The organism is Treponema pectinovorum (assembly GCF_900497595.1).
In the GTDB taxonomy this organism is placed as follows: Bacteria; Spirochaetota; Spirochaetia; order Treponematales; family Treponemataceae; genus Treponema_D; species Treponema_D pectinovorum.
Genome location: NZ_UFQO01000003.1, coordinates 287,123 through 312,803 on the forward strand (window position 1 = coordinate 287,123; position 25,681 = coordinate 312,803).

The 25,681-nt window shown below is 37.0% G+C and carries 18 protein-coding genes; 7 read left to right on the plus strand and 11 right to left on the minus strand.

The window, feature by feature from the left end:
- Positions 1-66 precede the first annotated feature (66 nt).
- On the plus strand, positions 67-1,341 hold the full coding sequence (locus tag FXX65_RS05925; protein WP_147615499.1) for a deoxyguanosinetriphosphate triphosphohydrolase family protein: 1,275 nt from the start codon (positions 67-69) through the stop codon (positions 1,339-1,341).
- A gap of 95 nt (positions 1,342-1,436) precedes the next feature.
- Here the strand turns inward: FXX65_RS05925 and FXX65_RS05930 are convergent, their stop codons facing one another.
- From FXX65_RS05930 to FXX65_RS05950, 5 genes are all read right to left on the minus strand, one after another.
- Complete coding sequence (locus FXX65_RS05930; protein WP_147615500.1) at positions 1,437-2,366, minus strand: M15 family metallopeptidase; 930 nt, start codon at positions 2,364-2,366, stop codon at positions 1,437-1,439.
- Positions 2,359-3,483, minus strand: a complete 1,125-nt coding sequence (locus tag FXX65_RS05935; protein WP_147615501.1) for an Mbeg1-like protein — start codon at positions 3,481-3,483, stop codon at positions 2,359-2,361. Before FXX65_RS05935 ends, FXX65_RS05930 begins: the two co-directional genes overlap by 8 nt.
- A gap of 195 nt (positions 3,484-3,678) precedes the next feature.
- Complete coding sequence (gene groL, locus FXX65_RS05940) at positions 3,679-5,307, minus strand: chaperonin GroEL (RefSeq protein WP_147615502.1); 1,629 nt, start codon at positions 5,305-5,307, stop codon at positions 3,679-3,681.
- A 298-nt stretch (positions 5,308-5,605) separates the two neighbouring features.
- Positions 5,606-6,043, minus strand: a complete 438-nt coding sequence (locus FXX65_RS05945) for a MarR family winged helix-turn-helix transcriptional regulator (RefSeq protein WP_147615503.1) — start codon at positions 6,041-6,043, stop codon at positions 5,606-5,608.
- A 42-nt stretch (positions 6,044-6,085) separates the two neighbouring features.
- Positions 6,086-6,625, minus strand: a complete 540-nt coding sequence (locus FXX65_RS05950; protein WP_147615504.1) for a glutathione peroxidase — start codon at positions 6,623-6,625, stop codon at positions 6,086-6,088.
- Positions 6,626-6,771: 146 nt separating this feature from the next.
- Here FXX65_RS05950 and FXX65_RS05955 point away from each other — a divergent pair, with 146 nt between their 5' ends.
- Positions 6,772-7,698, plus strand: a complete 927-nt coding sequence (locus FXX65_RS05955) for an aldose epimerase family protein (protein WP_246104347.1) — start codon at positions 6,772-6,774, stop codon at positions 7,696-7,698.
- 154 nt (positions 7,699-7,852) lie between these two features.
- Here FXX65_RS05955 and FXX65_RS05960 read toward each other — a convergent pair whose 3' ends face one another.
- From FXX65_RS05960 to FXX65_RS05975, 4 genes are all read right to left on the minus strand, one after another.
- Entirely contained in the window at positions 7,853-10,126 is a 2,274-nt protein-coding gene (locus tag FXX65_RS05960) for an EAL domain-containing protein (RefSeq protein WP_147615506.1), read from the minus strand.
- Between the two features lie 4 nt (positions 10,127-10,130).
- Positions 10,131-12,401 (minus strand): GGDEF and EAL domain-containing protein, encoded by a 2,271-nt coding sequence (locus FXX65_RS05965; RefSeq protein ID WP_147615507.1) that lies wholly within the window; start codon positions 12,399-12,401, stop codon positions 10,131-10,133.
- Between the two features lie 173 nt (positions 12,402-12,574).
- Positions 12,575-13,564: a tRNA-dihydrouridine synthase family protein gene (locus FXX65_RS05970; RefSeq protein ID WP_147615508.1), complete on the minus strand. Its 990-nt coding sequence runs from the start codon at positions 13,562-13,564 to the stop codon at positions 12,575-12,577.
- Positions 13,565-13,571: 7 nt separating this feature from the next.
- Positions 13,572-14,396 carry an Mrp/NBP35 family ATP-binding protein gene (locus FXX65_RS05975; RefSeq protein ID WP_147615509.1) on the minus strand — a complete coding sequence of 275 codons (825 nt, stop codon included), beginning with the start codon at positions 14,394-14,396 and terminating at the stop codon, positions 13,572-13,574.
- Positions 14,397-14,702: 306 nt separating this feature from the next.
- Here FXX65_RS05975 and FXX65_RS05980 point away from each other — a divergent pair, with 306 nt between their 5' ends.
- Complete coding sequence (locus tag FXX65_RS05980; protein ID WP_147615510.1) at positions 14,703-15,722, plus strand: Gfo/Idh/MocA family protein; 1,020 nt, start codon at positions 14,703-14,705, stop codon at positions 15,720-15,722.
- Positions 15,723-15,760: 38 nt separating this feature from the next.
- On the opposite strand, the gene FXX65_RS05985 is transcribed toward FXX65_RS05980, so the two are convergent.
- Entirely contained in the window at positions 15,761-17,884 is a 2,124-nt protein-coding gene (locus tag FXX65_RS05985; protein WP_147615511.1) for a methyl-accepting chemotaxis protein, read from the minus strand.
- Between the two features lie 888 nt (positions 17,885-18,772).
- On the opposite strand from FXX65_RS05985, the gene FXX65_RS05990 reads away from it, so the two are divergent.
- Together FXX65_RS05990 and FXX65_RS05995 are read left to right on the plus strand one after the other, a co-directional pair.
- Positions 18,773-20,281 (plus strand): IMP dehydrogenase, encoded by a 1,509-nt coding sequence (locus FXX65_RS05990; protein WP_147612954.1) that lies wholly within the window; start codon positions 18,773-18,775, stop codon positions 20,279-20,281.
- A gap of 595 nt (positions 20,282-20,876) precedes the next feature.
- Positions 20,877-22,454: an SGNH/GDSL hydrolase family protein gene (locus FXX65_RS05995; protein ID WP_147615512.1), complete on the plus strand. Its 1,578-nt coding sequence runs from the start codon at positions 20,877-20,879 to the stop codon at positions 22,452-22,454.
- A gap of 233 nt (positions 22,455-22,687) precedes the next feature.
- Here FXX65_RS05995 and FXX65_RS06000 read toward each other — a convergent pair whose 3' ends face one another.
- On the minus strand, positions 22,688-23,374 hold the full coding sequence (locus FXX65_RS06000; RefSeq protein WP_147612952.1) for a CDP-alcohol phosphatidyltransferase family protein: 687 nt from the start codon (positions 23,372-23,374) through the stop codon (positions 22,688-22,690).
- Positions 23,375-23,456: 82 nt separating this feature from the next.
- Here FXX65_RS06000 and FXX65_RS06005 point away from each other — a divergent pair, with 82 nt between their 5' ends.
- Both FXX65_RS06005 and purA read left to right on the plus strand, forming a co-directional pair.
- Positions 23,457-24,089: a DedA family protein gene (locus FXX65_RS06005; RefSeq protein WP_147615513.1), complete on the plus strand. Its 633-nt coding sequence runs from the start codon at positions 23,457-23,459 to the stop codon at positions 24,087-24,089.
- 173 nt (positions 24,090-24,262) lie between these two features.
- The gene (purA, locus tag FXX65_RS06010) at positions 24,263-25,492 is read left to right on the plus strand and encodes an adenylosuccinate synthase (RefSeq protein ID WP_147615514.1); all 1,230 of its coding nucleotides are present in this window, start codon (positions 24,263-24,265) and stop codon (positions 25,490-25,492) included.
- Positions 25,493-25,681: the final 189 nt, after the last annotated feature.

The window sequence follows — 25,681 nt, forward strand, 5'->3', positions numbered from 1 at the left end:
CGCTCGTTTTATCGTTTAATTCTGTCTGCTATCGAAAAAAACACCTTATTCTATTATACTTATCGCATGGAAAATTCTTTTGCAAACGAAGCTACGACAGTATTGAGCCATAAATGGAACTCTGCAATCAAGCGCGAAATTCCTATCTATTCAAGAGACAATTCTATTCGCTCAGATTTTGACCGCGACTATACGCGCCTTCTTCACTGTCAGGCGTACAGCAGACTCAAGCATAAAACTCAAGTTTTTTATTCGCCACACAACGACCACGTTTGCACTAGGATGGAGCATGTTTTGCATGTGGCTTCTGTTGCTGGCACTGTTGCAAAATATTTGGGATTGAATCAGGAACTAACTCAGGCTATTGCTATAGGGCATGATATTGGACACGCTCCTTTTGGTCACACTGGAGAAGATATTTTAAACAGCCTTATGAAACAGCGTCCCGGGGCAAATGCACCTAAAAAATTCTGGCACGAAAGGAATTCTCTCTTTTTTGCCGATTACATTGAAACTTTGAACGACCCAAACGGAACAGAAAAAACATTAAACCTGACCTATGCAGTTAGGGACGGGCTTATCTGTCACTGTGGCGAAATTGACCAGCAGGGAATAAAACCGCGCGAAAACGCGATGAATCTTTACGACATAAAAGTTCCTGGAGTTGTTCAGCCTTTTACTTGGGAAGGGTGCGTCGTAAAAGTGAGCGATAAAATCGCTTTTTTGGGAAGAGATTTACAGGATGCCAGAGCATACCACATTTTAGACATGGGGTGTTACAGGCAGTTAAGGGAAATTGTTGCAAGTACTTTGGGGCTTACAAAAAACGGCGAGACTATTAGTCATTCTTCGGGCAAAGCGGTAAACACGACTGTTTTAATAAACGATATGGTTGTGGATTTATGTGAACAATCGCTTCCAGAAATGGGTCTTTGCTTTAGCGAGCAGTATTTTAAATTCATAAAGGAATTGAAAAAATTCAGTTACGAAAAAGTTTATACGCATTGGCGGCTTTTAGAGTTTAAGTCTTATGCAAAAAATGTTTTAAAGACGATATTCACGGTTCTCATGGAAACTCAAAATTTTGCAAAAAATGGGAGACTTCCTTTTGCGCTTAGAAACTTCCCAAGACTGTGTTCAACTTTTGAAGATTGGCTCATAAGATATTCAAATTACATCCCAACTGGCTCATCAAAAAACAAAACAAGTTTAAACTATCAGACTCCGTCCGTTTTTGATGTAAATGATTTTGAAAGTTACGAAAAATGCGTAATTGAATACATCTCTGGTATGACAGACAATTTTGCGATTGCCTGCTACGAAGAAATCATCACTTTTTAAGCGATAAAAATAACTTCATCGTTTGATTTTTCATTTTTGCTAGGGTGCGACAAATGTACAACGGTTTTTCATTCCGCCGAAAACTTAGCATAAAATCAATTTTTATTTAAAAGTTCTGGATGGTATTCAAAATGCATATTGTCAAATATAATCCAGTTGCCGCCCCAGATAAAACCTTCTTCTTCAAAAAAATCTATAACTTTTTGCGGAGGCATCCAGCGTGCAGAAAGCGGAGTTAGCATCCAGGTTTTAGGATTTTTATCGCGTGCCCAACTCCAAAATATTTCTTTTCCGCCCAGCCTTTTTGGAAGCAAGTCGATTGCAATTCCATAAGAATGAAACGATTTTCTTCCGCCGGTTCCTTCTATTATGCGCCAGTTATACGCATCTGCTGATTTTAGATTTTCTATAAAATCTTGAATTTCTTTGTTAGTTTTTGCCGCAACGTAGATTTTTTGTTCAACTTTTAAAAGTGAATCTTTTATCCGCTCGTGGATTTTAGTTTCTTTTCCCAAAAAAGTCGTTCGAATGATATGCTCTTCTATTACAACTTTCGATTTTGCAGAATACAAAAAATCGTAAAAAAACATCGGCAGTCCTCTGGACGCTCTTCTGTTTTCGCTTGAAGAAAACCCTCTAACCCTTTCCAATTCTTCTTCTGTCATTTTTGCTGGGTCTTTTAGTTTTTGATACGGATATATGACTCGCCAGTATTTTTCTTTATTTTGTAATTCGCTTTCTGGCAAAAGTCTACAATCTGCCCACCAAAGCGAAATCTGCTTTTTTCCGTTTTTTCCATAAAAAACAGGTGCGGTTATCGTTACAAGAAAATCATCTTTTTCTTTTGAAAATTCAATTTGAAAATCTAAATCCCGATAGCAATTCTTAAAAAAATCGAATTCCAAAAGTTTTTCTTTATACTTCGCGTTTTGTAATCCGCTTGGATTATTGTTTCCAGAAATTACAAGAAAACTCGTGGCAATAAAAAATATCGATAAAAACAGTTTAGAAATCTTTTTATTCATATTCCTTTTTTCTTAAAAAATCTGGCAAAGCATGACCTGCAAGTTTTAAAAACTGAATCGCAGTGTCCAGAGCAGAATCTCTCATTTCGCGGTCAAATTTTGAAAACGATTTTAAAATTTTCAATCCTGTTTTTCCCCAATTTTCTGCAAGTTCGCTGTTGGTCTTTGCCTGTGTTGAACTTATTGCAGCAAAAACGACTTCGACAAATTCTTTCCGTTTTTCTTCCGTCATTTTAAAATACCAGTCGTTAAAAACCGTATTAAAAAATACGCTGGATTTTTCAAGTTCCTGTGCGAGTAAAAAATCCTTCGCTTCGGTTTCCCAGGTAAAAGGATCATGCTGCTGAATGTTCTTTCCTCGGCTTTCTACTATAAAATATCGTGGATCATGTTCAAAAAGCATTCCCACTATCGATTCTCTTGGAAAATAAGATTTTGTTTTTCCCAAAGCAAGAAAAAAATCCCGCTGATTTAGAACTTCTCTTAAAAATCCCGGTCCGTCAAAATTGTATATTCCCTTTAGCCTTTTTTTTGCTTTTTTGCAAAGTTTTGCTCCTGCATATATCGCAAGATTTCCGCCTTTAGAATGCCCTCCGCAATAAATTTGGATGTTATGCAAACTTTTTATGGCGTTTTCAAGATAGAGGTGAGCGTCAATTTGCGCTTTTACGCTTTCTTTGTATGCAAGATTAAAATCTTCTTTCCAGCCGATTATAGTGTCATCTGTTCCTCTAAAAGCACAAAATGCAAAACAGGATTTTTTTTCTTTGCTTATAAAAGTGATTGCGGAAAATTGTTCTTCTTCAGTTTGATTTAGAGTATTTGAAAAACCGCAGAGTTTTAAGTTTGCAAACCTCTTGGATTTTGCACAGGCAAAGAGTAACTCAACGGTCTTTGGATTTATCAAAAGTCCAAGTTCCTTTCTGTCTTTAAAATTATCTCTAACAAAAATCGCAGCGGCTTCGTTTAGAGTTATCTTTGAACTAAAATTATCTTCTACAATTCCTGTAAAATTAAGATAAGAAAGTTGACATAAAATCAATGCGTCGACGCTCGTAGGCGGAGCTTGAAAAAAGGTCAAATCTCCACGCCACCTTATATAATCAAAAATATCCATAAACTCTCCAAATCAAAGTATAAACTCTCCTAAGTATGAAAGGAAGTAAAATCTATACGAATGAATAATTTTTTTATTACAAGATTTTCTTTTTTCGATTTGGATCTTTTATTTTATAAAAGGTTCAATTTTCGCTCGACAAAAAAAACGGATTCTACCGCACTGAGTAAAATCCGTCTTTATGTGGTTTATTTTTTAGTAGCCCATATCCATTGGCGGTTGTGCAGGAGCAGCTGCAGGTGGTTCAGGAATATCTGTTATAGCACATTCTGTTGTCAAAAGCATTCCTGCTACAGAAGCTGCATTTTGCAAGGCAGAGCGTGTAACTTTAGCAGGGTCAATAATTCCGTCTGCCATCATATCTACCCAAGCTGCTGTTCTAGCATTGTAGCCAGTTCCTTTTTTCTCGTTCTTTGCTCTCTCTGCAACAACTGCACCGTCTACACCAGCGTTTTCTGCAATCTGGCGGATTGGTTCTTCCAAAGCACGACGAACAATCTTAAATCCAACTTTTTCGTCGTCAGTAAGATTTTTTACCTTTTCTTCATCCAAAGCAGCAGCGGCTTCAATCAAAGCAATTCCACCACCAGGAACAATTCCTTCTTCCAAAGCGGCTCTTGTTGCTGCCAAGGTGTCTTCTACACGGAACTTCTTTTCTTTCATTTCTGTTTCTGTGATTGCACCAATGTTTATTACAGCAACGCCACCAGAAAGTTTAGCAAGTCGTTCTTTGAGTTTTTCTTTGTCGTAGTCCGAAGTAGATTTTTCAATCTGTGCTTTAATTTCGTTTACGCGGTCTGCAATAGCTTTTTTCTCGCCAGCGCCGTCAACTAAAGTTGTATTGTCTTTGTCAATCTTTACAGATTTAACTTCGCCAAGTTGGCTTATATCAGCCTGTTCAAGTTTAAGACCAAGTTCTTCGCTTATAACAGTACCGCCAGTCAAAATCGCTATATCCTGAAGCATTTCCTTTCTTCTGTCGCCAAAACCAGGTGCTTTTACAGCGGTGCATTTTAGAGTTCCGCGGATAGAGTTCAAAACCAAAGTTGCAAGCGCTTCGCCGTCCATATCTTCGCAGATGATTACGAGTGGTTTGCCAGACTGTGCAACTTTTTCCAACAGAGGAAGAAGATCTTTCATAGAAGAAATCTTTTTGTCGTGAATCAAAATGTAAGCGTCGTTGTAGTTAACTTCCATTCTGTCGCGGTCGGTTACAAAGTACGAAGAAATATATCCACGGTCAAACTGCATACCTTCTACAGTTTTTACAGTTGTATCCATATTTTTAGATTCTTCAACAGTTATAACGCCGTCCTTACCAACTTTTTCAATTGCATCAGCAAGAATTTTACCAATCTCTGGATCGTTGTTTGCAGAAACAGTTGCAACATGAGTTATATCTTCACTTCCTTTTACTGCACGGCTGTTCTTTTTAATCTCTTCAACAGCAATAGCAACAGCCTTGTCTATACCTCTCTTTACTTCAATAGGAGTAATTCCTGCTGCAACAGATTTTAATCCTTCTTTTACAATGGCATAAGCAAGCACAGTCGCAGTAGTAGTACCGTCTCCAGCAACATCGTTAGTTTTAGAAGCAACTTCTTTAACGAGCTGAGCGCCCATATTTTCAAAAGGGTCTTTAAGTTCTACTTCTTTAGCAACGCTCACGCCGTCTTTAGTTATAGTTGGTGCCCCAAATTTTTTGTCGAGCATAACAAGGCGACCACAAGGTCCCAAAGTAACCTTTACAGCATTAGCAATCTGTTCAACGCCAGAAAGCATCTTTTTGCGTGCTTCTTCATTAAAAATCAACTGTTTAGCCATTTTTTTATATATCTCCTTTACTTTTTTGGGCGTACCCTGCCTTGCGGCAGGTCGGGCTATTCGCGGTTCCGGTGCAAAAGCACCTTCATTGCTCACTTCGTTTCGCAACGCTTTGCGCCGCTACTATCCCTTACGCTTTTAAATTATTGACTATTTGTAACTGAATTCTTTTCAGTATCACTTTACAAAATATAAAAATAACTCTGAATCGGCAAGAAAAATTTTTATTTTTTAACGTGATTTCCACTTTACCGAGGAATTTTTTCAAACCGCAAATATAAAAGATTTATAGATGCGTTTAGTTCGTCGGTAAAATTTTATACAAAATTGTATAGAGTTGTTGCATTTCGTTTTTTTCAAGTTTTAAACAAGAAACCATCTTTTGTGGAATATAAAGGGCTTTTTCTTTTAAGTTTTTTCCCTGTTCTGTTATCTTAATTTTTACAATTCTGGAATCGTTTTTTTCGCGGTTGCGTGTTAAAAGGTTCTTTTCTTCCATCGCTTTTAACATTGGCGATATTGTTCCAGTATCCAGGTATAAGGCTTTGCACAGTTCCCCGATTGTAAGTTCTTCTTTTTCCCAAAGGACGAGCATAACTATGTACTGCGTGTATGTTAAATCTATCCCTTTTAAAAGCGAAGTATACTGGCGTAAAATTTCTCTGCTTGCAGCATAAAGCGGAAAACACAACTGATTCGAAAGTTTTAAGCAGTCGTAGGAATTTTGCTCACTCATTTTGCTTCCTTGTTTATTGTAAGATTTTTATTGAATCGTCCGTTACAAAAGTGATTTTATTTTTTCTTCAATTTTTTTTGGTTCAACAGTGGACTCAAATCGCTCTACAACATTGCCGTTGCGGTCTACCAGAAATTTTGTAAAATTCCATTTTATATTTGAATTGTTTTTAAAATCTGAATCAATGCTTGCAATAAACTTATTCATAAAAGCGCCTTTTAATCCTGTAAAACCAGCAAAACTTTTTTGCTCTTTCAGGTAAGTGTAAAGAGGAAGTTCATTTTTGCCGTTTACTTCAATTTTTTGCATCTGCGGAAATTTTGTCTTGTATTTTAAACTGCAAAATTGAGAAATTTCTTCGTCTGTGCCTGGAGCCTGCTGCCCAAACTGATTGCACGGAAAATCCAGAATTTCAAAACCTTTTCCGCAATAAGAATCGTAAAGTTTTTCTAGCCCTTCGTATTGCGGTGTAAAACCACAACCTGTCGCAGTGTTTACAATCAACAAGACTTTGCCTTTGTAATTTTCCATAGAAATTTTGTTTCCCTTTCCGTCGTTAAATGAATAATCATAAATTGTCATAAGTTCTCCTGTTTTAACGATTGCAAAACAATCATCGCGTAAAAATATATTGTATCAAATATAATTGCGTCAACTGATTTTTATGACTTTGCATGAAAGTTTTGCGCATGGAAAAATCACGATAAATCTGTTAAAATAAACGCATTATGACAATCACACTAAAAAATGCAAACTACGAAGTAGTTTTAAACACCCACGGCGGAGAAATAAATTCTTTTCGCAGTGTAAAAGACGGTACAAAATATGTATTTGAAGGTCCAGAAAGCGTTTGGAAGTATCATGCTCCAATCTTGTTTCCACATGTAGGCAGGATAAAAGACGGTTTTTATACCTACAACGGAAAAGAATACAACCTTGTAAACAACGGAATGAGTCGCGATATGGAGCATACTGTTGTTGAGCAGACACAAACTTCTGCAACTTTTGAGCTTGTTCAAAACGAACAAACTCTGCAAAAATTCCCTTGGAAGTTCAGCTTAAAAACTCATTATGAACTAAAAAATGACGGTCTTATTTTTACCACAACTGTAACAAATACGGATAATTCTACAATGCTTTTTTCTATGGGAAGCCACACTGCTTTTTGTTGCCCAAGAAATACAGATCCTGCTGGAACTACAAATTCTGATTATCAATATGAATTTGAAAAGAAAGAGCCTTTGACCACAGTTTGCCTAAACGACAGCGCGCAACTTGCCACAGACGAAGAAGGAACTGCACCTTGCACAAAACTCTACGGAGAAGTGAAGCCTGGAATAATTCCTATTGATGCAAAAGGTTTTGGAAACGGCCATTTCTTTACAAAGATAACTTCTGATTGGGTTGGTTTAAGAAACAAAAAGGACGGAAGCTTGGTTAAGGTAAATACAAAAGGTTATCCTTACGTTATGGTATGGCAGGGTGGACATGGAGAAGAAGGCGTTAGTGGAAACGGCTTTAACTGCATTGAACCTTGGGACGGCGCGTCCGACGCAGAAAACACAGATCACGTTTGGGAAGACAAAATCGGTCTAATAAGCCTAAAAAGCGGAAAATCCTATACTTTGGATCAGTCTATAACAATAGAAAAATAAAACACAAAATAAAAAATGCAAAACAGCACGGTCTACATTTTTTTATGAAAGATGAAAAGTGGTCGTGCTGTTTTTTTTTGCAAAATATAAAAACTGTGCAGTGTCTTTGTCTTAAAACCTTTTCTAAAAAAAGCTAGACAAAAAAATTAAAAATCTATTTTAAATACAGAGACTCAAATTCTCGGATAGGAAGCGGTTTTGAGTAATAAAATCCTTGAAAAATTTTACAATTCATTTCGGATAGAATATTCAAATGGCGTTTTGTTTCTACTTTTTCTGCAATAACTTGCATATTTAAATCTTCTGCCATAGAAATCATCGTCTGTAGTATTATCTTGTTTTTCTTTGAATTTTCATCTTCTTCCAAAAAAACTGTATCTATCTTTATGCCGTCCGCTTCAAAATCTTTAAACATATTCATGGAAGAATAGCCTGTTCCAAATTTGTCGATGTAAACTTTAAAACCTTCTTCTCGTAAGCTCTTAAAATTTTTGATGGAAGAATTTTCTGCTCCTGCAAAATTCTTTTCATTGATTTCGATTATAAGATTATTCGGATTTATTTTGTATTTCTCTTTTAATTCAATAAAATACTGAACAACATCGATATGTTGCTTGTCTGTAGGCGAAACATTAACAGTTATAAAAAAGTCCTTAAATCCCCTTGACTGCCAATCCTGTAGTTTTTTTGCTGCAAGTTCCCAAACATACATATCGAGTTTGTAGATTAAACCTGTCCTTTCAAAAATATCTATAAAATTTGAAGCTTGCATCAATTTTTGCTGAGGGTGCTTCCAACGCACAAGTGCTTCCGCTCCTAAAGGTTTTGAAGAGAGGTCGTTTATTGGTTGCAGGTAAATTTCAAATTGCATGCTTTTTAGTGCTTGTTCAAAATCGCTTACGATTGTCTTCTCTGCAAGCAATTTGTCCATCATAGAAGAGTCGTAGAACGAAAATATTTTCTGGTAGTCATTTTTAATTGAATCCATCGCCATTTTTGCTTTGTCGTACATAACTTGAACATTTTCGCCACGGTTGTAAATTTCGTATATGCCGATAGAAATTGACATGCTGTAAGTTCCGCTTTGTGTCATTGCACGAAGAGCGTAAAATGCCTGTTCAAAAATTTCCTGGTCAAAATCTTCTTTGTCCATCAGAAGTGCAAATTTATCATCTGCAAGCCTGCCATTTATATTTTTATGATGAGCGTATTTTTTCATCATCTGCGCTTGAGTTATTAAAACAGAATCTCCATATTTCTCCCCGTAAATTTCGTTTATCATTCTAAAATCTCTGATATTTGAGCATAAAAGAATTGGTTGCTTGTAGATATTTTGTTTTAAGGCCTGCTGTACTGCTTCAAAAAATCCCAATCTGTTATAAAGTCCTGTAAGGCTGTCGTGTGATGCAGTGTAAACTCTGTGTTGGGATTCAAGAATCGCGTCTGTTTTATCTATGAGTTTTAAATATGAGCCAATGACGGAATCTTCTATTCTAAAATCTTTATACTCTGTTACATAGTGACGTTTTTCGCCGTCATTGTTTTCAAGGGAAATTTCTTCGCTTTTATCTTCCAAAAAGAAAAAACGAAATTGTTCGGCAAACTTTTCGAGTTCTTCTCCCTTTTTGTTGAATAAACTTTCTGTGGCACTGTTATGATAGATTAACTTTCCTGTGTAATCAAAACACATTATCGCATCTAAAATGCTTTCGTTTAGAGAAAGGAGTGGTTTTATCGTTAGTTTTGTGGGCGATATGTAAACCGAGTAATAAAATATTATGTTTAAGAGGATTACAAAAATCACTATCGAAAAATCTAATGGACTTCTGGAAAGGTGAGCAATCAAATTTGTAAATAGCACGAATACATAGGCGGAAAAGAGAGCGAGGTATTTTGATTTAAAATATGCTGGAACTTTTAAAAAATTGTAGAATAGCAAAAATATGCTTGTAATAGAATTTAGCGAAAAGACAAAGACTTGAAACTTGTGCCCTGCCAAAAAAATTACCGCCCAATAAGAAAACCCTGCACTTGTAAAGTTTTGCACCAAATCAAAACTGTTTTTAAAACTTATGTTTGAAAGGCTGTATAAAAAATCTAAAATCGTTATAAGTGCAAAAAGAAATTTTAACGCTCTTAACTTTTTGCTTGAATTTGTGTATGCGAGTGTAAAAGAAAAAATTGAAAAAGAAAGCGATATCGTAAGCGAATAAAAGACATTGTAAAAATATAGAGCCCTTAAGTATGAATTAGAAATTAAAAAAAACGCATAACTTAAAGCGATTGCAGTTTCTATTGTCGAGACGAGCAGAAGTTCTTGTTTTGTTTCAAAATTGGATTTTGAAATTGAATACATCAGGTAGGCAATAAAACCGATTGAAATAAGGCAGATTAAGGCATAAGTGTTTGATATCAAATTAAAATTCATCGCATTATTCTCCTGCTATCCAACGCTCTTCAAAATTTTTAATTGGGAGTGGTTTTGAATAGAGGTAGCCCTGCAATACGTCGCAATCTTGTTCCTTTAAAAAATCTACCTGTTCTCGTTTTTCAACACCTTCCATTACGACTTTCATCTTAAGAGATTTCGCCATTTGAATTATCGCTTTTAAAATCTTCTTTGTTCGTTTTGGCTGTTCCGTGTTGTGCAAAAAGTCCATATCAATCTTTAATATGTCGACATTTATGCTTTTTAACATGCTCAAAGATGAATAACCAGAACCAAAGTCGTCCATCTCTATTGAAAATCCAAATTTTTGCAACTTTGAAAGCACATTTTTATGCGTAGGCAAATCGTGCATCAAAACGGTTTCTGTTATTTCAAGTTTTAATTTTTGAGGTGCAATATCGTATTTTTTTACAAGATTCGTAAAAACTCTGTACAAATCAAGGTGATAAAAATCTTTTGGCGAGATATTCACAGCAATGTAAAGTTCTGGAGCAATTTTTTTCCAGCGTTCAAGAGTTTTTGCCGCTTCGTTCCAAATAAATTGATCTAATTTGTAAAGGAATCCCGAATCTTCCAATACCTGAATAAAATCATTAGGATAAAGAATTCCTTGCTCTCCTTTGTCCCAACGTACGAGCGCTTCTGCTCCTAAAATTTTTTCGTCAGAGGTTTGTACCTGCGGTTGCAGGTACATTTTAAATTGATTTGAAGCGAGCGCATTTTCAAAAGAGGCGATTATGTTTTTTTGTTTGATTAAGTTTGAAATATTTTTTGAATTGTAAAAAGCGAGCGAAATTGAATATTTTTCGTTTATATTTTTTATAGAAAGATTTGCCTTATCGTACATAGAATTTACGTTTTCGTAAGGATCAGAAATTTCATAGATTCCTATAAACACGTGGAGTTTATATTTTACAACTTCTGTAAATTCCTGTAATTTCGAAATAATTTTTAATGCCAATTCTTTGTCGAAATCGGACTTTTTTATGAGCATTGCGAATTTATCTCCAGAAATTCTTGCACTTAGGGCATTTGGAAAATCTTCTCCTTGCAAAATTTTTGTCTGCAATTTTAAAAGCTCATCTCCAAAGTTGGAACCAAAAAGGTCGTTTACAAGTTTAAAATTTTTTATGTTCGTGCAGACCATATAGCGTTGAACAGTCGGTTCATCTCGCAATTTTTCTGCCACTTTTTTATAGAAAGTTTCTCGATTGTAAAGACCTGTTAAACTGTCGTGTGTATATCTGTATTGTTCTTCTGTAAACTCTTTTAAATCGTTAGTTATATCATTTAGTCGTATAAAATAGCCTGACACAATTTCATTTGGATCTTTTATAACTTGAAATTCCTCGGACAAAGTCATCTTTTTGGAATTTCGTTCAATATCGACGTTTCGTATAACTAATTCTTTATTTTCAAGTAATAATTCTTCTAATTGTTTTTTTCGTTCGGAATCAGATGGGAAAAATTTTATTCCTGCTTGGTTTGCATAAACGCATTTGTGTGTTGTGTCAAAACAAAAAATTCCACAGTTTAAATTGTAGCAAACCAACTGCAACATCGTGTTTTTTATCCTGTGAGGAAGCGAATACATCGTAAAATATATGCAGGTGAGCGCGAATATGCAGTAGAACAGATTTGAAAAATCAATTTTTAGTTGGGTTGCCAAAAAGATGACGTTTACAAAAGTTACAATCAAAAAAAGAAAGAGAATCGTCATGAATTTTGGACGATAAAATTTGTTTACCAGCGTTATCTTCTTTGCAAATATAGCCATTATTAAAAATACAAGCATGTAGCACAAAGCCAGATGAATTTTAAATCCCCAAAAATAGTTTATTTTCCACGCCAAAAAGTTAGAATTCGAATAAACAGGGTAGAGCATAAAACAGTGATGAAAAAATACGTTTGACAGGAGAGAAACTGTATCTGCAATCAGCAATGATCTCCAAATATTTATAAAGATTGTTGCAAAATTGCTTTTTATGGAAGTTTCTGTTAGTACAAATGCAAAGTGAAGAAAAAGTATCAAAAGCCAGTGGATGCTTACAAAATAGAGATAATTTATGATATTTGAAATCAAAATAGGCAATTTTATGATAGAAAGCACATATAAAACAGTTGATATGGCAGCACCGCAACTCTGTCTAAAAAGGGCTCTTGAAAGTTTTGTATTCTTTTTTTTGAGATAAAAACAACAAATACCAATCGCTGCAACAAAAAACACCGAAAGGAGAATAAAAACTATGTTCAAAAAAAACTCCTTTTATTGCTTAGTGAAGAGTATAAAACTGCTTTGTTTAAAAAGCGAATTTTCAATGGACTAAAAATATCCTTATTTCCTAAAGCTTTTTGATCAAAAAAATAGAGAAATTGTCAAAATAGTTTTTTGACATTTACGTTGTAGTTAAAGACTTTTTAGAGAAATTATAGAGTTTTAAAACGCTCTTCGCTTTGTTTTTTAAAATACTCTTTTATTCGCTTCCTAGCGTCTTCGTTGTTTTCAGAGTTTAGCATTTGAACCTTAAAATAATTTGCAAAATCGAAATTTTGACAAAAATAATAGAAAAATCTTTGCAGCCGAGTTTTAAAAAATTCTTTGGGCTGGAATTTCTCGATATCGTCTATAAAATCGAGTGCAAGCTGCTGCATATCAACTTTTTCAGTCGGAAGTTCGCCTTTTAACTTTGCAAAAATCCAGGGGCGTTTTGCCGCTTCTCGACCAATCATAACTCCTGCGGCATGAGGAGCGTTTTTTAGTGCGAATTCTAGGCTGTTTTTATCTTTTACTTCGCCGTTTAAATTTACAGGGATATTCGGATAGCGCAATGCAAGTTTTTCTACATATTCGTAGCGTGGAAGACTTCGGGCAAGTTTTTCTTTTTGGGTGCGCGGATGCAAGGTAAGGCTCTGCACGCCTTCACTGATCAGCATATCGGTAAAATCAAAAAATCCTTTTTCGGTAAAATCTTCTCCGCCAAGCCTCAATTTTACAGAAAGACGTGGAGGAGTTTTTCCATCTTTAGACGAATTTTCCAAGGCACTTTTTACTTCTTTTACCATAGCCTGAGTTTCTGCGATTGGTTTTGTCATCCACGCAATTCCCGCTCCAGTGCAGGCGATTTGTGGAGCAGAACAGCCCATATTTATGTCAACTCCAATTCCCGGAAGTTCAGCAAGGATTTGAGTCGCGGTTTTCATATAGTTGCTTCGGCTACCGGTCAACTGCCACACCATTTTTTCGCTTTCAGGACCGCTTGTAAGGTAGTATTTTTCGAACGGACCTTGATGAATAAGCGAGCCTGCGTTTATCATCTCGTTAAAGTATTCATCGCAGCCACCGAATTTTGCAACACATCTTCGGAACGCTTCATGCGAGAGTGTTGCCATCGGTGCCAAAATCAATTTTTGATTCATCGTAAAGTTACAGTTTTTCCAGAATTGAGGCAGTTGCGTCCAGAAATTCCGCTTCTATCGACTCAATATCACCGCTATCGACAGCAGTGTTAATATCTTGCCTCATAGGTATCTGTGCAAGGAGCGGAATATGATAGTCAAGTGAGATTTTTTCCACATTGCTTTCTCCAAAAACCTTAATCTTTTTTTTGCAGTCTGGGCATTCAACATAACTCATGTTTTCTACAAGGCCGATTATAGGCACTTTCATAGTTTCGGCCATGTGGATTGCCTTTTCTACGATTACACGAACAAGTTGCTGTGGGCTTGATACTATAATAATTCCGTCCAGAGGAATGCTCTGGAATACGGTAAGCGGAACATCGCCAGTTCCAGGAGGCATATCCACAAACATAAAGTCAACATTGTCCCAAAAAACTTCTTCCCAAAATTTTTTTACAAAACCGTTTACCATAGAGCCACGCCAAAGCACAGGATCTGTTTCTTTTTGCAGAAGAAAATTCATGCTCATAATCTGAATTCCGCTTTCTGTTACTTCTGGAGCAATAATTCCCTTTTCGTCGCAGTAAACTCTCCCACCGTTCGAGCCAAAACTCGTAGGAATAGAAGGTCCTGTTATATCGGCGTCCAAAATTGCCGTCCTAAAACCGCGTTTAGTCATAGTAGAAGCCAACAAAGAAGTTACGAGCGATTTCCCAACACCGCCTTTTCCAGAAACAATTCCAATAACATGCTTAACTTTGCTTTTTGGATTCAAATGAAATCTAAAATCTTGAGTTTCACAACCAGACCCGCAGTTTGAGCAGTTGTGAGAGCATTCGTGTTCTGCCATAAAATTAGTACCTCTTTTTTTTATGTGTTTAACTCGAAAATTGAGTTTTATTCAATTTAGTTTATGGGCGGCTTTTTGCTGCGCTTCGCTTTGCAAAAAACACGCTTTGCGGGGTTCCGCTTTCGCTCCATTGGCGTACCGCCAACGCTACGCGCCCCTCCAATCGTTGCCGCACAGGGAGATGCAACTAATAATATTGTATTAAAAAATTCGAGAAAATTGAAGATAAAATGTGCAATTAAATTTTGCTGCGAATTTCAGTCATATTTTTTTTGAAAAATAAGGAAATTTCTCCGATAATCTTGTATGAAAAAAAATATCTATACAGCTGCGATAATTGGAGTTGGAAGAATCGGTTTTTCGCTTGGTTTTGATAAAAAAAGAGAGCAACCGGCAAGTCATACAATGGCGTTGCTCAACAACAAACAGATTAAACTCGTTGCCGCTTGCGATCTTGAAGGGCAAAAACTTGATTCTTGGAAAGAATATGCAAAAAAATATGCGCAAGTTTCAACTTTTCATTCTTCAGAAGGACTTTACCAAAATATAAAAGACATAGACCTAATCACCATTGCTGTAAACGAAGAAAATCACGAACAAGAATGTATACGCGCTATTGAATACAAACCCAAACTCGTAATTTTAGAAAAACCTGTCGCTCTAAACAGCAGTCAGGCAGAAAAAATTGCCGATTGCGCTCACTTTTTTAATGTTCCCGTTATGGTGAATCACGAAAGGCGCTTTGATAAGAATTATCTTGCTGCAAGACTGTGGCTCTGCCAGATAGGTGAAATTCAAAGCGTTCGTGGAGAACTCGACAGCGGTCTAAGGATATATTCAAAAGAATTTGAAAAAGACGGAACTTACAGCCTTTTGCACGACGGAACCCACCTTGTAGATATAATAAGATTTTTGCTCGATGTTGAACTTGAAAATCCAACTCTGAATGGAGTATTTAAGGATGAAAAACAAATTGTAAGAAATTTTTGTGCGCATTATACAACACAAAAAATCCCTTCTATCGATATTTACATGAGTGGTCGCTCTAAATTTTTTGAATTTCGCCTTGAAATTTTAGGAACTCTCGGAAAAATCTGCATTGGTAACGGTTTTACAGAACTTTATCTTAGACAAGAAAGTTCGCTTTATTCAGGTTTTTATTCCCTAAAAAAACAGCGGATAAAACTTCCCAAAAAAACTGGTTATTTTAGCGGGATGGTGCAAAATGCAGTCGATTTTCTCGACGGTCAGAGCGAACTTATTTCTTCTTTGGAAGACGCGATTATCGACTTAAAAGTTCTTGAAGATATAAAAAGCAAATTTTGACGTTTTTATACTGCATATTTTTCTAAGTCGCAGACTCCTTATATCTTAAACTTTTTTACTTCTCTTACCAGGTCATCAATACTTAGCTTATTCTTTTGCGTTATCTCGTTTACGTCTTGCACGGCATTACTAATTTGCATCGCTCCTGAAGCCATCTCATTCATGCTGGCAGTAATAACTTTTGTTAAGTCATTAAGTTTATTCATTTCTTCTGCAACCTGTTCTCCGCCTGTCAGCATTTCAGCAGATCCGTCTTTTACTTCAGTTGTTACGGCATTGATGTTTTTAATTACCACAAGCACTTCTCGGCTGTTGCTCTCTTGTTCTTTTATTACTTTCATAAGATTTGTGCTCATGGTTTTTACGTGTTCCGAAAGAGAAAAGATGGCATTAAATTTTTCTTCAACCGTTTTCGACGATTGGGCGAGGCTTTCAATTTCTGTTCCTAACATTTTTAAGGTCGCAGTTATTGTCTTTCCCTGTGCGCTTGATTCTTCAGCAAGCTTTCGGATTTCGTCTGCAACAACGGCAAATCCTTTTCCGGCTTCTCCAGCGTGTGCAGCTTCGATTGCGGCGTTCATCGCAAGCAGATTCGTTTGGCTTGCAATATGCTGAATCACACTTGATGCTTCTATAAGACTTCCCGATTCTTCTGAAATCTTTTGTGTTACACTATTTGAACTGACAAGCGTGTCTTTACCGTCCGCTGTGGCTGAAGCGAGTTCTCTAATTGCTTCATCGGTTTCATCGAGTGTTTGTGTAATTGAAGCTATGTTCAAAACCATCTCTTCTATTGAAGATGAAGACTGCACAACACTTGCCGCTTGTGCTTCTATACTGCCGTTTAAGTTTTTAATTGTGCGGATAATCTCTTCCATCGTGGCGGCTGTTTCGGTCAAGCTTGATGCTTGAGTTATTGCCTGCTGCTTTACTCCGTCAATGTTTGCACTGATTTCATGTACTGCACTTGCCGTTTCGGTCATCTTTCCTGCAAGCTCACTGCCGATTTCTGACATAACACCGCTGGTTTCGCTGACTCCTTTTATTGAGGTTCCGATTTTTTCCATTGTTTCGTTAAAATACACCGCCATATCGGTAATTTCATCATTGCCGTTTACAGGAAGCCGAATTGTTAAATCTCCACCACCTTGCGAAATGCCTTTTAATGCACTAACAGTATTTTTTATAGGCGTTACAATTTTCTGCGCTGTAATATATATGATGATAAGAGTCACAAGTAAAATTATGGCTCCTATGCTATACATACTAATTTGAAGGTATTTTATGGAATCCATAAATTCGTGTAACGGCGCCGATATGATTATTGTCCAGCCTGTACTTTTTATCTTTGCGAATGCCGCAATTTTATCGAAATTGTCATATCGGTAAAAACCTATTCCGTTTTCGCCTCCTTCAATCGCAAGCTGCATAAAATCCGCCAATGATTTAAAAGATTCGTCTGTTTTACTTATTTCCATTATATTTACTTGGTTGCGTACAAGTGCCATATTCTTATCGGCAACAATAACACCGTTTTTACTGATTATCGATGTTTCACCTGTTTTGCCTATAACAATGTCTTTTATCATTTTAGAAAGCTCTGCGGCATCTATATCCATAACAAGCACACCAGTTATGCGGTTGTCATTTTTTAAAGGCATAGAAAGCGTTATGACCATATTTCCCGAATCATCGGAGCGGGTTACATATGGGTTTGAAATAAACAATGAATCTTTCATTGCTGCTTGATAATAATCTCTGTCAGGAACAGGAATTGGAGTTGCATCAAATGTATATGAGATTCCTTTCGTATCCACAATAAATAAATCTAAAAGCCAAGGCGAGTTCTTTTTTTGCGTATAAAACTCGTTTTCAAGAAATTTCATTTTTGTTAATACAGGAACTTGTTCATCATACAAAATAGAACGGATTGCAAGATTTTCAAGAACTTGAAGCATAGAAGAAAAACGGCTTTCAACCAACTGCGCAGTAACAACAGCTCTATCTTCAATATGAGCACTGATTCTTTCTGTTACAACTTTTTTTGCAGTGGACATTTGCAAAAAAGCGAGCATAAAAATAGCGCCTACAACCAGCGAACAAAAGATAACAAGTAATTTTAATTTTATCGAGAAACGTCTTTTTTCTTTTCTATTTTTCATTATTTAAAACTCCTTCCCTAAACTAATTATATTTCATTTCGATTTTTATTCTGATAAAGTCCCACTAAAAAATAATTATATTTAATTTGGAGAAGCGACCGCCTACACTAAAACTGTATGGTGCAATAATGCGGTGTCAAAAGGATGCTTTATTTACAGCGATTTTTTGCTTTTAGCAAGTCTATCTTCCTAATAAAAAAATGAATCTTATTGATTATGAAATGCTGAATTTATATAATTGTTCAATTACCCAAATGAATAGGATAAATGGAACCGTAACAATCGGTATTGTGCGTTACCGTTTCTTACAAAGTTTGCGTTGCAAACTTTCTTATATAACTGCTGTTTTTCACTTCGTTGCAAAACAGCGTAAAAACTCAATTCGCAAGTTGAAACTTACTCATTGAGTTTTTATAGGAGAAGCGTAAAGAAACGCCAGAAATTGCGTCGTTTCTTTACTCACAAAGTTTGCGTTGCAAACTTTCTTATATAACTGCTGTTTTTCACTTCGTTGCAAAACAGCGTAAAAACTCAATTCGCAAGTTGAAACTTACTCATTGAGTTTTTATAGGAGAAGCGTAAAGAAACGCCAGAAATTGCGTCGTTTCTTTCCTCACAAAGTTTGCGTTGCAAACTTTCTTATATAACTGCTGTTTTTCACTTCGTTGCAAAACAGCGTAAAAATTTTAATCGGAAATTGAAATTTCCTCTTAAAATTTTTCTAGGAGAAGCGTAAAGAAACGCCAGAAATTGCGTCGTTTCTTTACTCACAAAGTTTGCGTTGCAAACTTTCTTATATAATTGCTGTTTTTCACTTCGTTGCAAAACAGCGTAAAAACTCAATTCGCAAGTTGAAACTTACTCATTGAGTTTTTATAGGAGAAAACAATGGCTTATTATTTTGAAGAACCTTCTCACACTTTTGGTGAATATCTTTTGGTTCCTGGTTATTCTTCTGCGGATTGCACTCCAGACAGGGTTTCTCTAAAAACTCCGCTCGTAAAATTCAATAAAAAAAACGGCGAAACTTGTCCGCTTTCCATAAATATCCCTATGGTTTCGGCAGTAATGCAGGCGGTTTCTGACGATAAACTCGCAATCGCTTTGGCAAAAGAAGGTGGAATAAGTTTTATCTTTGGAAGCCAATCGATCGAAGACCAGGCAGCAATGGTTTCCAGAGTAAAAGAGCATAAAGCAGGCTATGTTACTTCGGATTCAAACATTCGCCCAGACCAGACCCTCGAAGAAGTTGTTGCCTTAACTGCACGAACAGGACATTCAACAGTTGCAGTTACAGAAGATGGCACTGCAAATGGAAAATTGCTCGGAATAATCACTTCGAAAGATTTTAGAATTGGTCATTGTCCTGCTGGCTCAAAAGTGCGCGACTACATGACAGACCTTTCCGTTTTGGTTGTAGGGAGCGACGGCATAAGCCTTTCCGAAGCAAACGACATAATTTGGGAGAAAAAAGTAAATCAACTTCCTATTGTAGATAAAAAAGGCAATCTCGTAAGTTTGGTTTTTAGAAAGGATTATTCAACTCATGTTGAGCATCCACTTGAACTTCTGGATTCTAAGCAAAGATACATCGTTGGAGCTGGAATAAACACTCGCGATTATATGGAAAGAGTTCCTAAACTTCTAGAAGCAGGAGCAGACGTATTTGTTCTCGACTCTTCAGAAGGGTTTTCTGAATGGCAGGCACGCGCGCTAAAAGATTTGCATCAAGCGTTTCCGGGAATAAAAGTTGGTGCTGGTAATGTTGTTGACGCAGACGGATTTAATTTTTTGGCAGAAGCAGGAGCAGATTTTGTAAAGATAGGAATCGGTGGCGGTTCAATCTGCATAACCCGTGAACAAAAGGGAATTGGTCGTGGTCAAGCAACTGCAACGATAGAAGTTGCTGCCGCTCGCGATGCATATTACAAAAAAACAGGAATCTATGTTCCAGTTTGCTCTGACGGCGGAATCGTGCACGACTATCATGTAACGCTCGCTCTTGCAATGGGTGCAGATTTTGTAATGCTTGGTCGCTATTTTGCCCGCTTTGATGAATCACCATCGAATAAACTTGTTATAAACGGCAATTATGTAAAAGAGTACTGGGGAGAAGGTTCTAACCGTGCTCGTAACTGGCAGCGCTACGATTTGGGTGGAAAAAAGGGAATGGCTTTTGAAGAAGGTGTCGATTCTTATGTTCCTTATGCAGGCCACCTGCACGACGGAGTTGGAATGACTTTAAGCAAGGTTATTCACACGATGTGTAATTGCGGTGCGCTATCTATTCAAGAATTGCAGGAAAAAGCAAAAATTACTTTGGTATCTCCAGTTACAATACAAGAAGGGTCTGCTCACGACGTTACAGTTAGAAATACTACTAGCGTTCAAAACTAAAATTTTAATATTAAGGGCGGTTTAACAGGCTTTTCAGGGTTACGCTAACGCTTCATTCTACGAGGCTTGCAGGCGACGCCTCGTAGAACTGGCTTGCGCCAGCCCTTACAATCCTTACCGCGTCTTTAGTAAGTATGGCAACTACCGAAAAAGCACGTACAATTCGCCATGCTGAAGGTAATAGGAATCCGACATCGCGGATTTTTATAAAAATCCGCTCGCGAACCTTCAGAATGGCTCGGTTGTCCGTTTGCTTTTTCTATCGTTGCCACAACATCCTTGTACGACAAGCGGCAACGATTGGGGTTAAATAAAAACCTCCGTGTTTTTCTTTAACCGACAGTTTTTGGCAAAACTGTCAACAATTATTGTAGGCCGCACTTCCGTGTGCGGCAACGATTGGAGGGGCGCGCAGCGTTGGCGGTACGCCAATGTAGCGAAAGCGGAACCCCGCAAAGCGTGTTTTTTGCGTAGCGAAGTGCAGCAAAAAGCCGCCCGCAAAAATCCTCAATAAAAACCTGTTAAGAACCTTGTGGAAAAAGCTCATAAAAACTCATATAATAAAATCAAATTTTGTTTTTATGGAGAAACACAAATGAAAAAATTAATGACTTTCGCTCTGGCAGTTTTTGCCGGCTTGTCGATTTCGGTTTTTGCACTTGAAAAAGATATTGCAAACAACGAAAAAGTTGAAAAAGTTGAGGCGATAACTTCTGTATCAAACAAGAAAGGAACAAAAATTTATGTTGTTGGAGATTCGACTTTTAGTGCGTTTGCTGACCCATATTTTTATCCTCGCTATGGAATTGGTACAAAGTTGCAGAATTATTTAAATCCAAAAAAAGTTGAAGTTATAAACCTTGCAATGTCTGGACGTTCTTCAAAAAGTTTTTTGATTGAATCTAATTACAAGACTTTGGTTAATAACATTAAAAAAGGCGACTATCTTATAATCGGTTTTGGTCACAACGACGAAAAAACAGAGGAAGCACGCTATACAAATCCGAATGGCTCTAAAGAAGACAAAGGCTCTTTTAAAAACAGCCTCTACGAAAATTACATAAAGCTCGCTTTGGATAAAAAAGCGACTCCAATCCTGTGCACGCCAATCGTTCGCCGCGCTCCAGGCAAAGCTTATGAAGGCTCTTATGTGCACGTGACGCAAGACACTTCTGAGTTTAAGGGAGGCGATTATTCAAAAGCGATTCGCGAACTTGGTAAAGAAACCGGCGTTCTTGTTGTAGACAATACTGCGTATACAAAAGAACTTTACGAATCTTTGGGCGACGATAAAACTATAAAATTTCACGCATGGCTTGGTCATAAATCTGGTTCTGTAGATAACACTCACTTGAATACTTACGGTGCAAGCGTTCTTGCTTATCACGTTGTAAGGGAGATTGAAAAAGCAAATAAGAATTTTGCAAAGTTTGTTGAAAAAAATATTGCAGAGCCGACTGAAGCAATTTTAGTTCAAAACCCTTCTTATGTTGTTCCTGTTTATACAGAATTTTCGCCTGCGGATAAGAGTTCTGTATTTGTTACTACACAGCCTTGGTTTGGTTCTGTATTTGGTGACATGGGCGGAATCGAAAAGCTTTCAAATCCTGACCTTTATGAAATAGTCGAAGATTCTGGAAAAGTTATAATGCATTCTGGAACAAAAGACGGAAAAACTTCTGCTGGCAAAATCGCTTCTGGCTCTGACGGACTCGCATTTTATTTTCAGCAGATTCCTGCAAACAAGGATTTTACGCTTTCTGCGACCGCAACTGTTATAAATGCTACAAAAAACAACCAAGTTTCTTTTGGACTCATGGTTAGAGATGATGTTTACATAGACAAATACGACAATCAGGTAAAAAGCGATTATGTTGCTGCTGGGGCTTTGGGGCTTGCAAAAGGCGAAGATGCTTGGACAGATTTGTTCCAGCGTTTAGACGGCGATTTAAAACAGACAAAGGTTTCTAAAGAAAGTTTTCCTGCGGCAGGAACAAAGGTTTCGCTTTCTATAACAAAAGAGGGCGACACTTATAAAGTTCAATACGGAAAAGATGTTGAAACCTTTACTGCAAAACTCACAGAAGTCGATTCAAAATGGGTTTATGCAGGACTTTATACTTCTCGTTCAGCATATATTGAATATTCAGATATCAAACTTGAAATAAAATAGATTTGAAGACGACTGGCAACGAATTTCTTTATATTTTGTTGTAAGCCGTTGCCACTGATTTTTAGATTTGCTTTGTTTTTTACAAGGCTGATTTTATTCGCAATCTAAAAAAAATCCCAGCTAAAAGTTTTCTCGTAATGAGTGCTTTTATAACTGGGATTTTGTTTTTTACGGCGTTTTACCGATTTATTTTTTAGTTTTGTGTGAGCGTATCTTTTTATTAAAGATTTTTGCTATTTTTTTCCAAGAGTTTGCAGTAAGACCATAAGTACAACTTCTACAACTCCCAAAATAACTAAGAGTATAAGGTGTTTAAATCCTGGTTTTCGTATTTTTGTTTCAGAAACAAAAAGTGCACCTATCAAAGCCATAAAAAACATATAGACAAGAGTTAAATCCAAACGGTTTGCAAGTTGAAGCAAATATATCAAAGGAAAAATTATAGCAGCGGTTGTAACAGGAACTCCTGTAAAATATTCACGGTTACCATCTTCTTCTTTTTGTCTTTCTTCTTCCGAAACATTGTAATAAGCAAGCCTTATAACTGCACAAAGAGCGTAAAGAACGCAGATTGCAAAAAGCACATCTTTTAGATAGGTGTAATGATGAGTTTTTGTTGTGAGCTTTTCTAAAAATCTGGAAGTTTTTACAAGATTGATTCCTATGCAGGCAGGTAATACTCCAAACGCAATTACGTCCGAAAGAGAATCTATTTGGATTCCAAATTTTTTTGCAAAAGTTGAGCGATTTTTCTTTGAGCGCGCAACTTTTCCATCAAAGGCATCTAAAAATCCACAAAGCATAAGGCAGATTATAGCTGCCAGTATCAACTGTGGCGTAAACGAAAAAGCGATTCCAATAATTGCCGAAACGATTGAAAGATAAGTCAAAATGACTGTGTAGTCGTAAACTCCTAACATGGTAAATTCCTTATATGTATAAAGTTTATCATCTATAAAAATCCCTTGCAACCTATCTAATTTTAAGCGAAAATATGGCACTATGTTCGATGCGTTAATGAATTTTTTTACAGCGTATTTTCACTATTGGCCTGTTACATGTTTTATCCTTTTGCTTTTTGCGGGCTTGAATTTTCCTATTCCAGAAGATGCTGTAATAATCATATCCGCTGGAATTGCAGCGGCAGACCACTCGCTTTTGATTCCAAACTGGGGTGCCTTGTATGCTGGTATTTTTATAAGCGATATAATGAGTTATTTTTTAGGAAAGCTTGTTTCCAAGGGAATGTTTCAATTTAAAGCGATAAGAAAAAAATTGACGCCAAAGAGATTGCGTTTTGTTTCTAAAACTTTGGATGATTACGGTTTTAGAACCTTTATCGTATGCAGATTTATTCCTTTTGGTGTGCGCAACACTCTTTTTATGGGCTCTGGATTTGTTGGTCTACCCTTTAAAAAATTTGTCCTTTACGATTCCATTGCAGCAATAATCAGTTGTTCTACTCTTTACTTTTTAATGATTTTTATGGGCGCAAAAGCTTCTCTCGTTTATAAAGTTGTGGGAGTTATTCTGTTTGTTTCTCTAGTCGCTTCTTTTGCAATTTTAATTGTCAAGGTTTTAAAACGAGAAGCGATGGAATTTCGCAAAGAAGATGAAGAAAAAGAAAATAAATAAAAGCCATTGTTTATGCATCCGTTTTAGCAAATGTTAATTTTTAATTTTTTGTATTTGAAGAAAAAATATAATTCAGCATGGAACATCATAATTTGAAATTGCTGATTTTTTATGCTAGTATCAACATTGTTTTATGCTTGGAAACAGGCTATATCTGATTTTTGGAGAACTTTATGAAGGTAGTTGTGATTGGTGCCCAGTGGGGAGACGAAGGAAAAGGTAAAATCGTTGATTACCTTGCAGAAGATGCCAAATATGTAGTTCGCTACGCAGGAGGTCCAAACGCAGGACACACAATAGTTGTCGACGGGAAACAGTTTGCACTCCATCAAGTTCCAAGCGGAATTCTCTATCCTCAAAAATCTGTTTTTTTGGGTGCAGGGATGGTAATCGACCCTGAGGCTCTTTTTAACGAATTGGCAATGCTAAAGGAAAATGGCATCGATTGGGAAGGCAGGGTTTTTATTTCCGATAGAGCGCATATAATTCTTCCTCATTACAGGCAAATGGATAAAGACAGGGATGCTGCACGCAAACGCCCTATTGGAACTACAGGTCGCGGAATTGGAATCGCATATTCAGAAAAAGCACAGCGCGATGGTATCCGCCTTGCAGATTTGGACTGGAAGCAAAAAATGGATGAATTTGAAGGCGAAGATCTTGAATACATCAATAAGTATAAAGAGCGCCTTTTGGAAATGCGCGTAGATTTAACAGCAAAAATGGCAGAAATAAAACGCGAGAACATCCTTTTTGAAGGTGCACAGGGCGCAATGCTCGACATTGACTCTGGAACCTATCCTTATGTTTCTTCGGGCGCTTCATGTTCAGCAGGAGCCGCAACAGGTTGTGGAATTGGACCCCACGATTTGGATAAAATTTTGGGAGTATTCAAAGCGTATCAGACCAGAGTTGGAAACGGTCCAATGCCAACAGAATTTAATGACAGCGATGCCGCTCAAAGCGAATTGTGTCGCACTGTTCGCGAGACAGGCCGTGAATATGGAGTTACAACAGGTCGCGCTCGTCGCTGTGGTTATTTGGATTTGGTTGCTTTGCGCTATGCTTGCCGCGTAAATTCAATAGACAGCCTCGTTTTAACTCATCTGGACATCTACGATCCAATGGAGCAGATAGAAGCTTGCATCGCTTACGATATAGACGGAAAAATCGTTACAGATTTCCCTGCGAGCGTAGAAGCGATGGAAAAAGCAAAGCCAATCCTTCAAAAGTTTACAGGTTGGAAAACTTCGCTAAAAAATATACGCAAATATTCAAAATTGCCAAAGGCTGCACGCGAGTACGTTGAGTTTATCGAAAGCTACTGCCAGACTCCAGTTGGAATAATTTCTGTGGGCTACGAGAGAAACGAAACTTTTGTAAGAAAAAATCCTTGGAAATAAGATTTTAATAAGGGCGACTTTTGCTGCACTTCGTTTCGCAAAAACACGCTTTGCGGGGCTGCGGCTTACGCCTTTGACTGCAAAACGCACAAAAATAGCGTGCGTTTTGCATTTTGCTCGCAGGGTTAAAACTCCGCTCGCAACCCCTCCAATCGTTGTCGCACAGGAAGTGCGACCTACAATAATTGT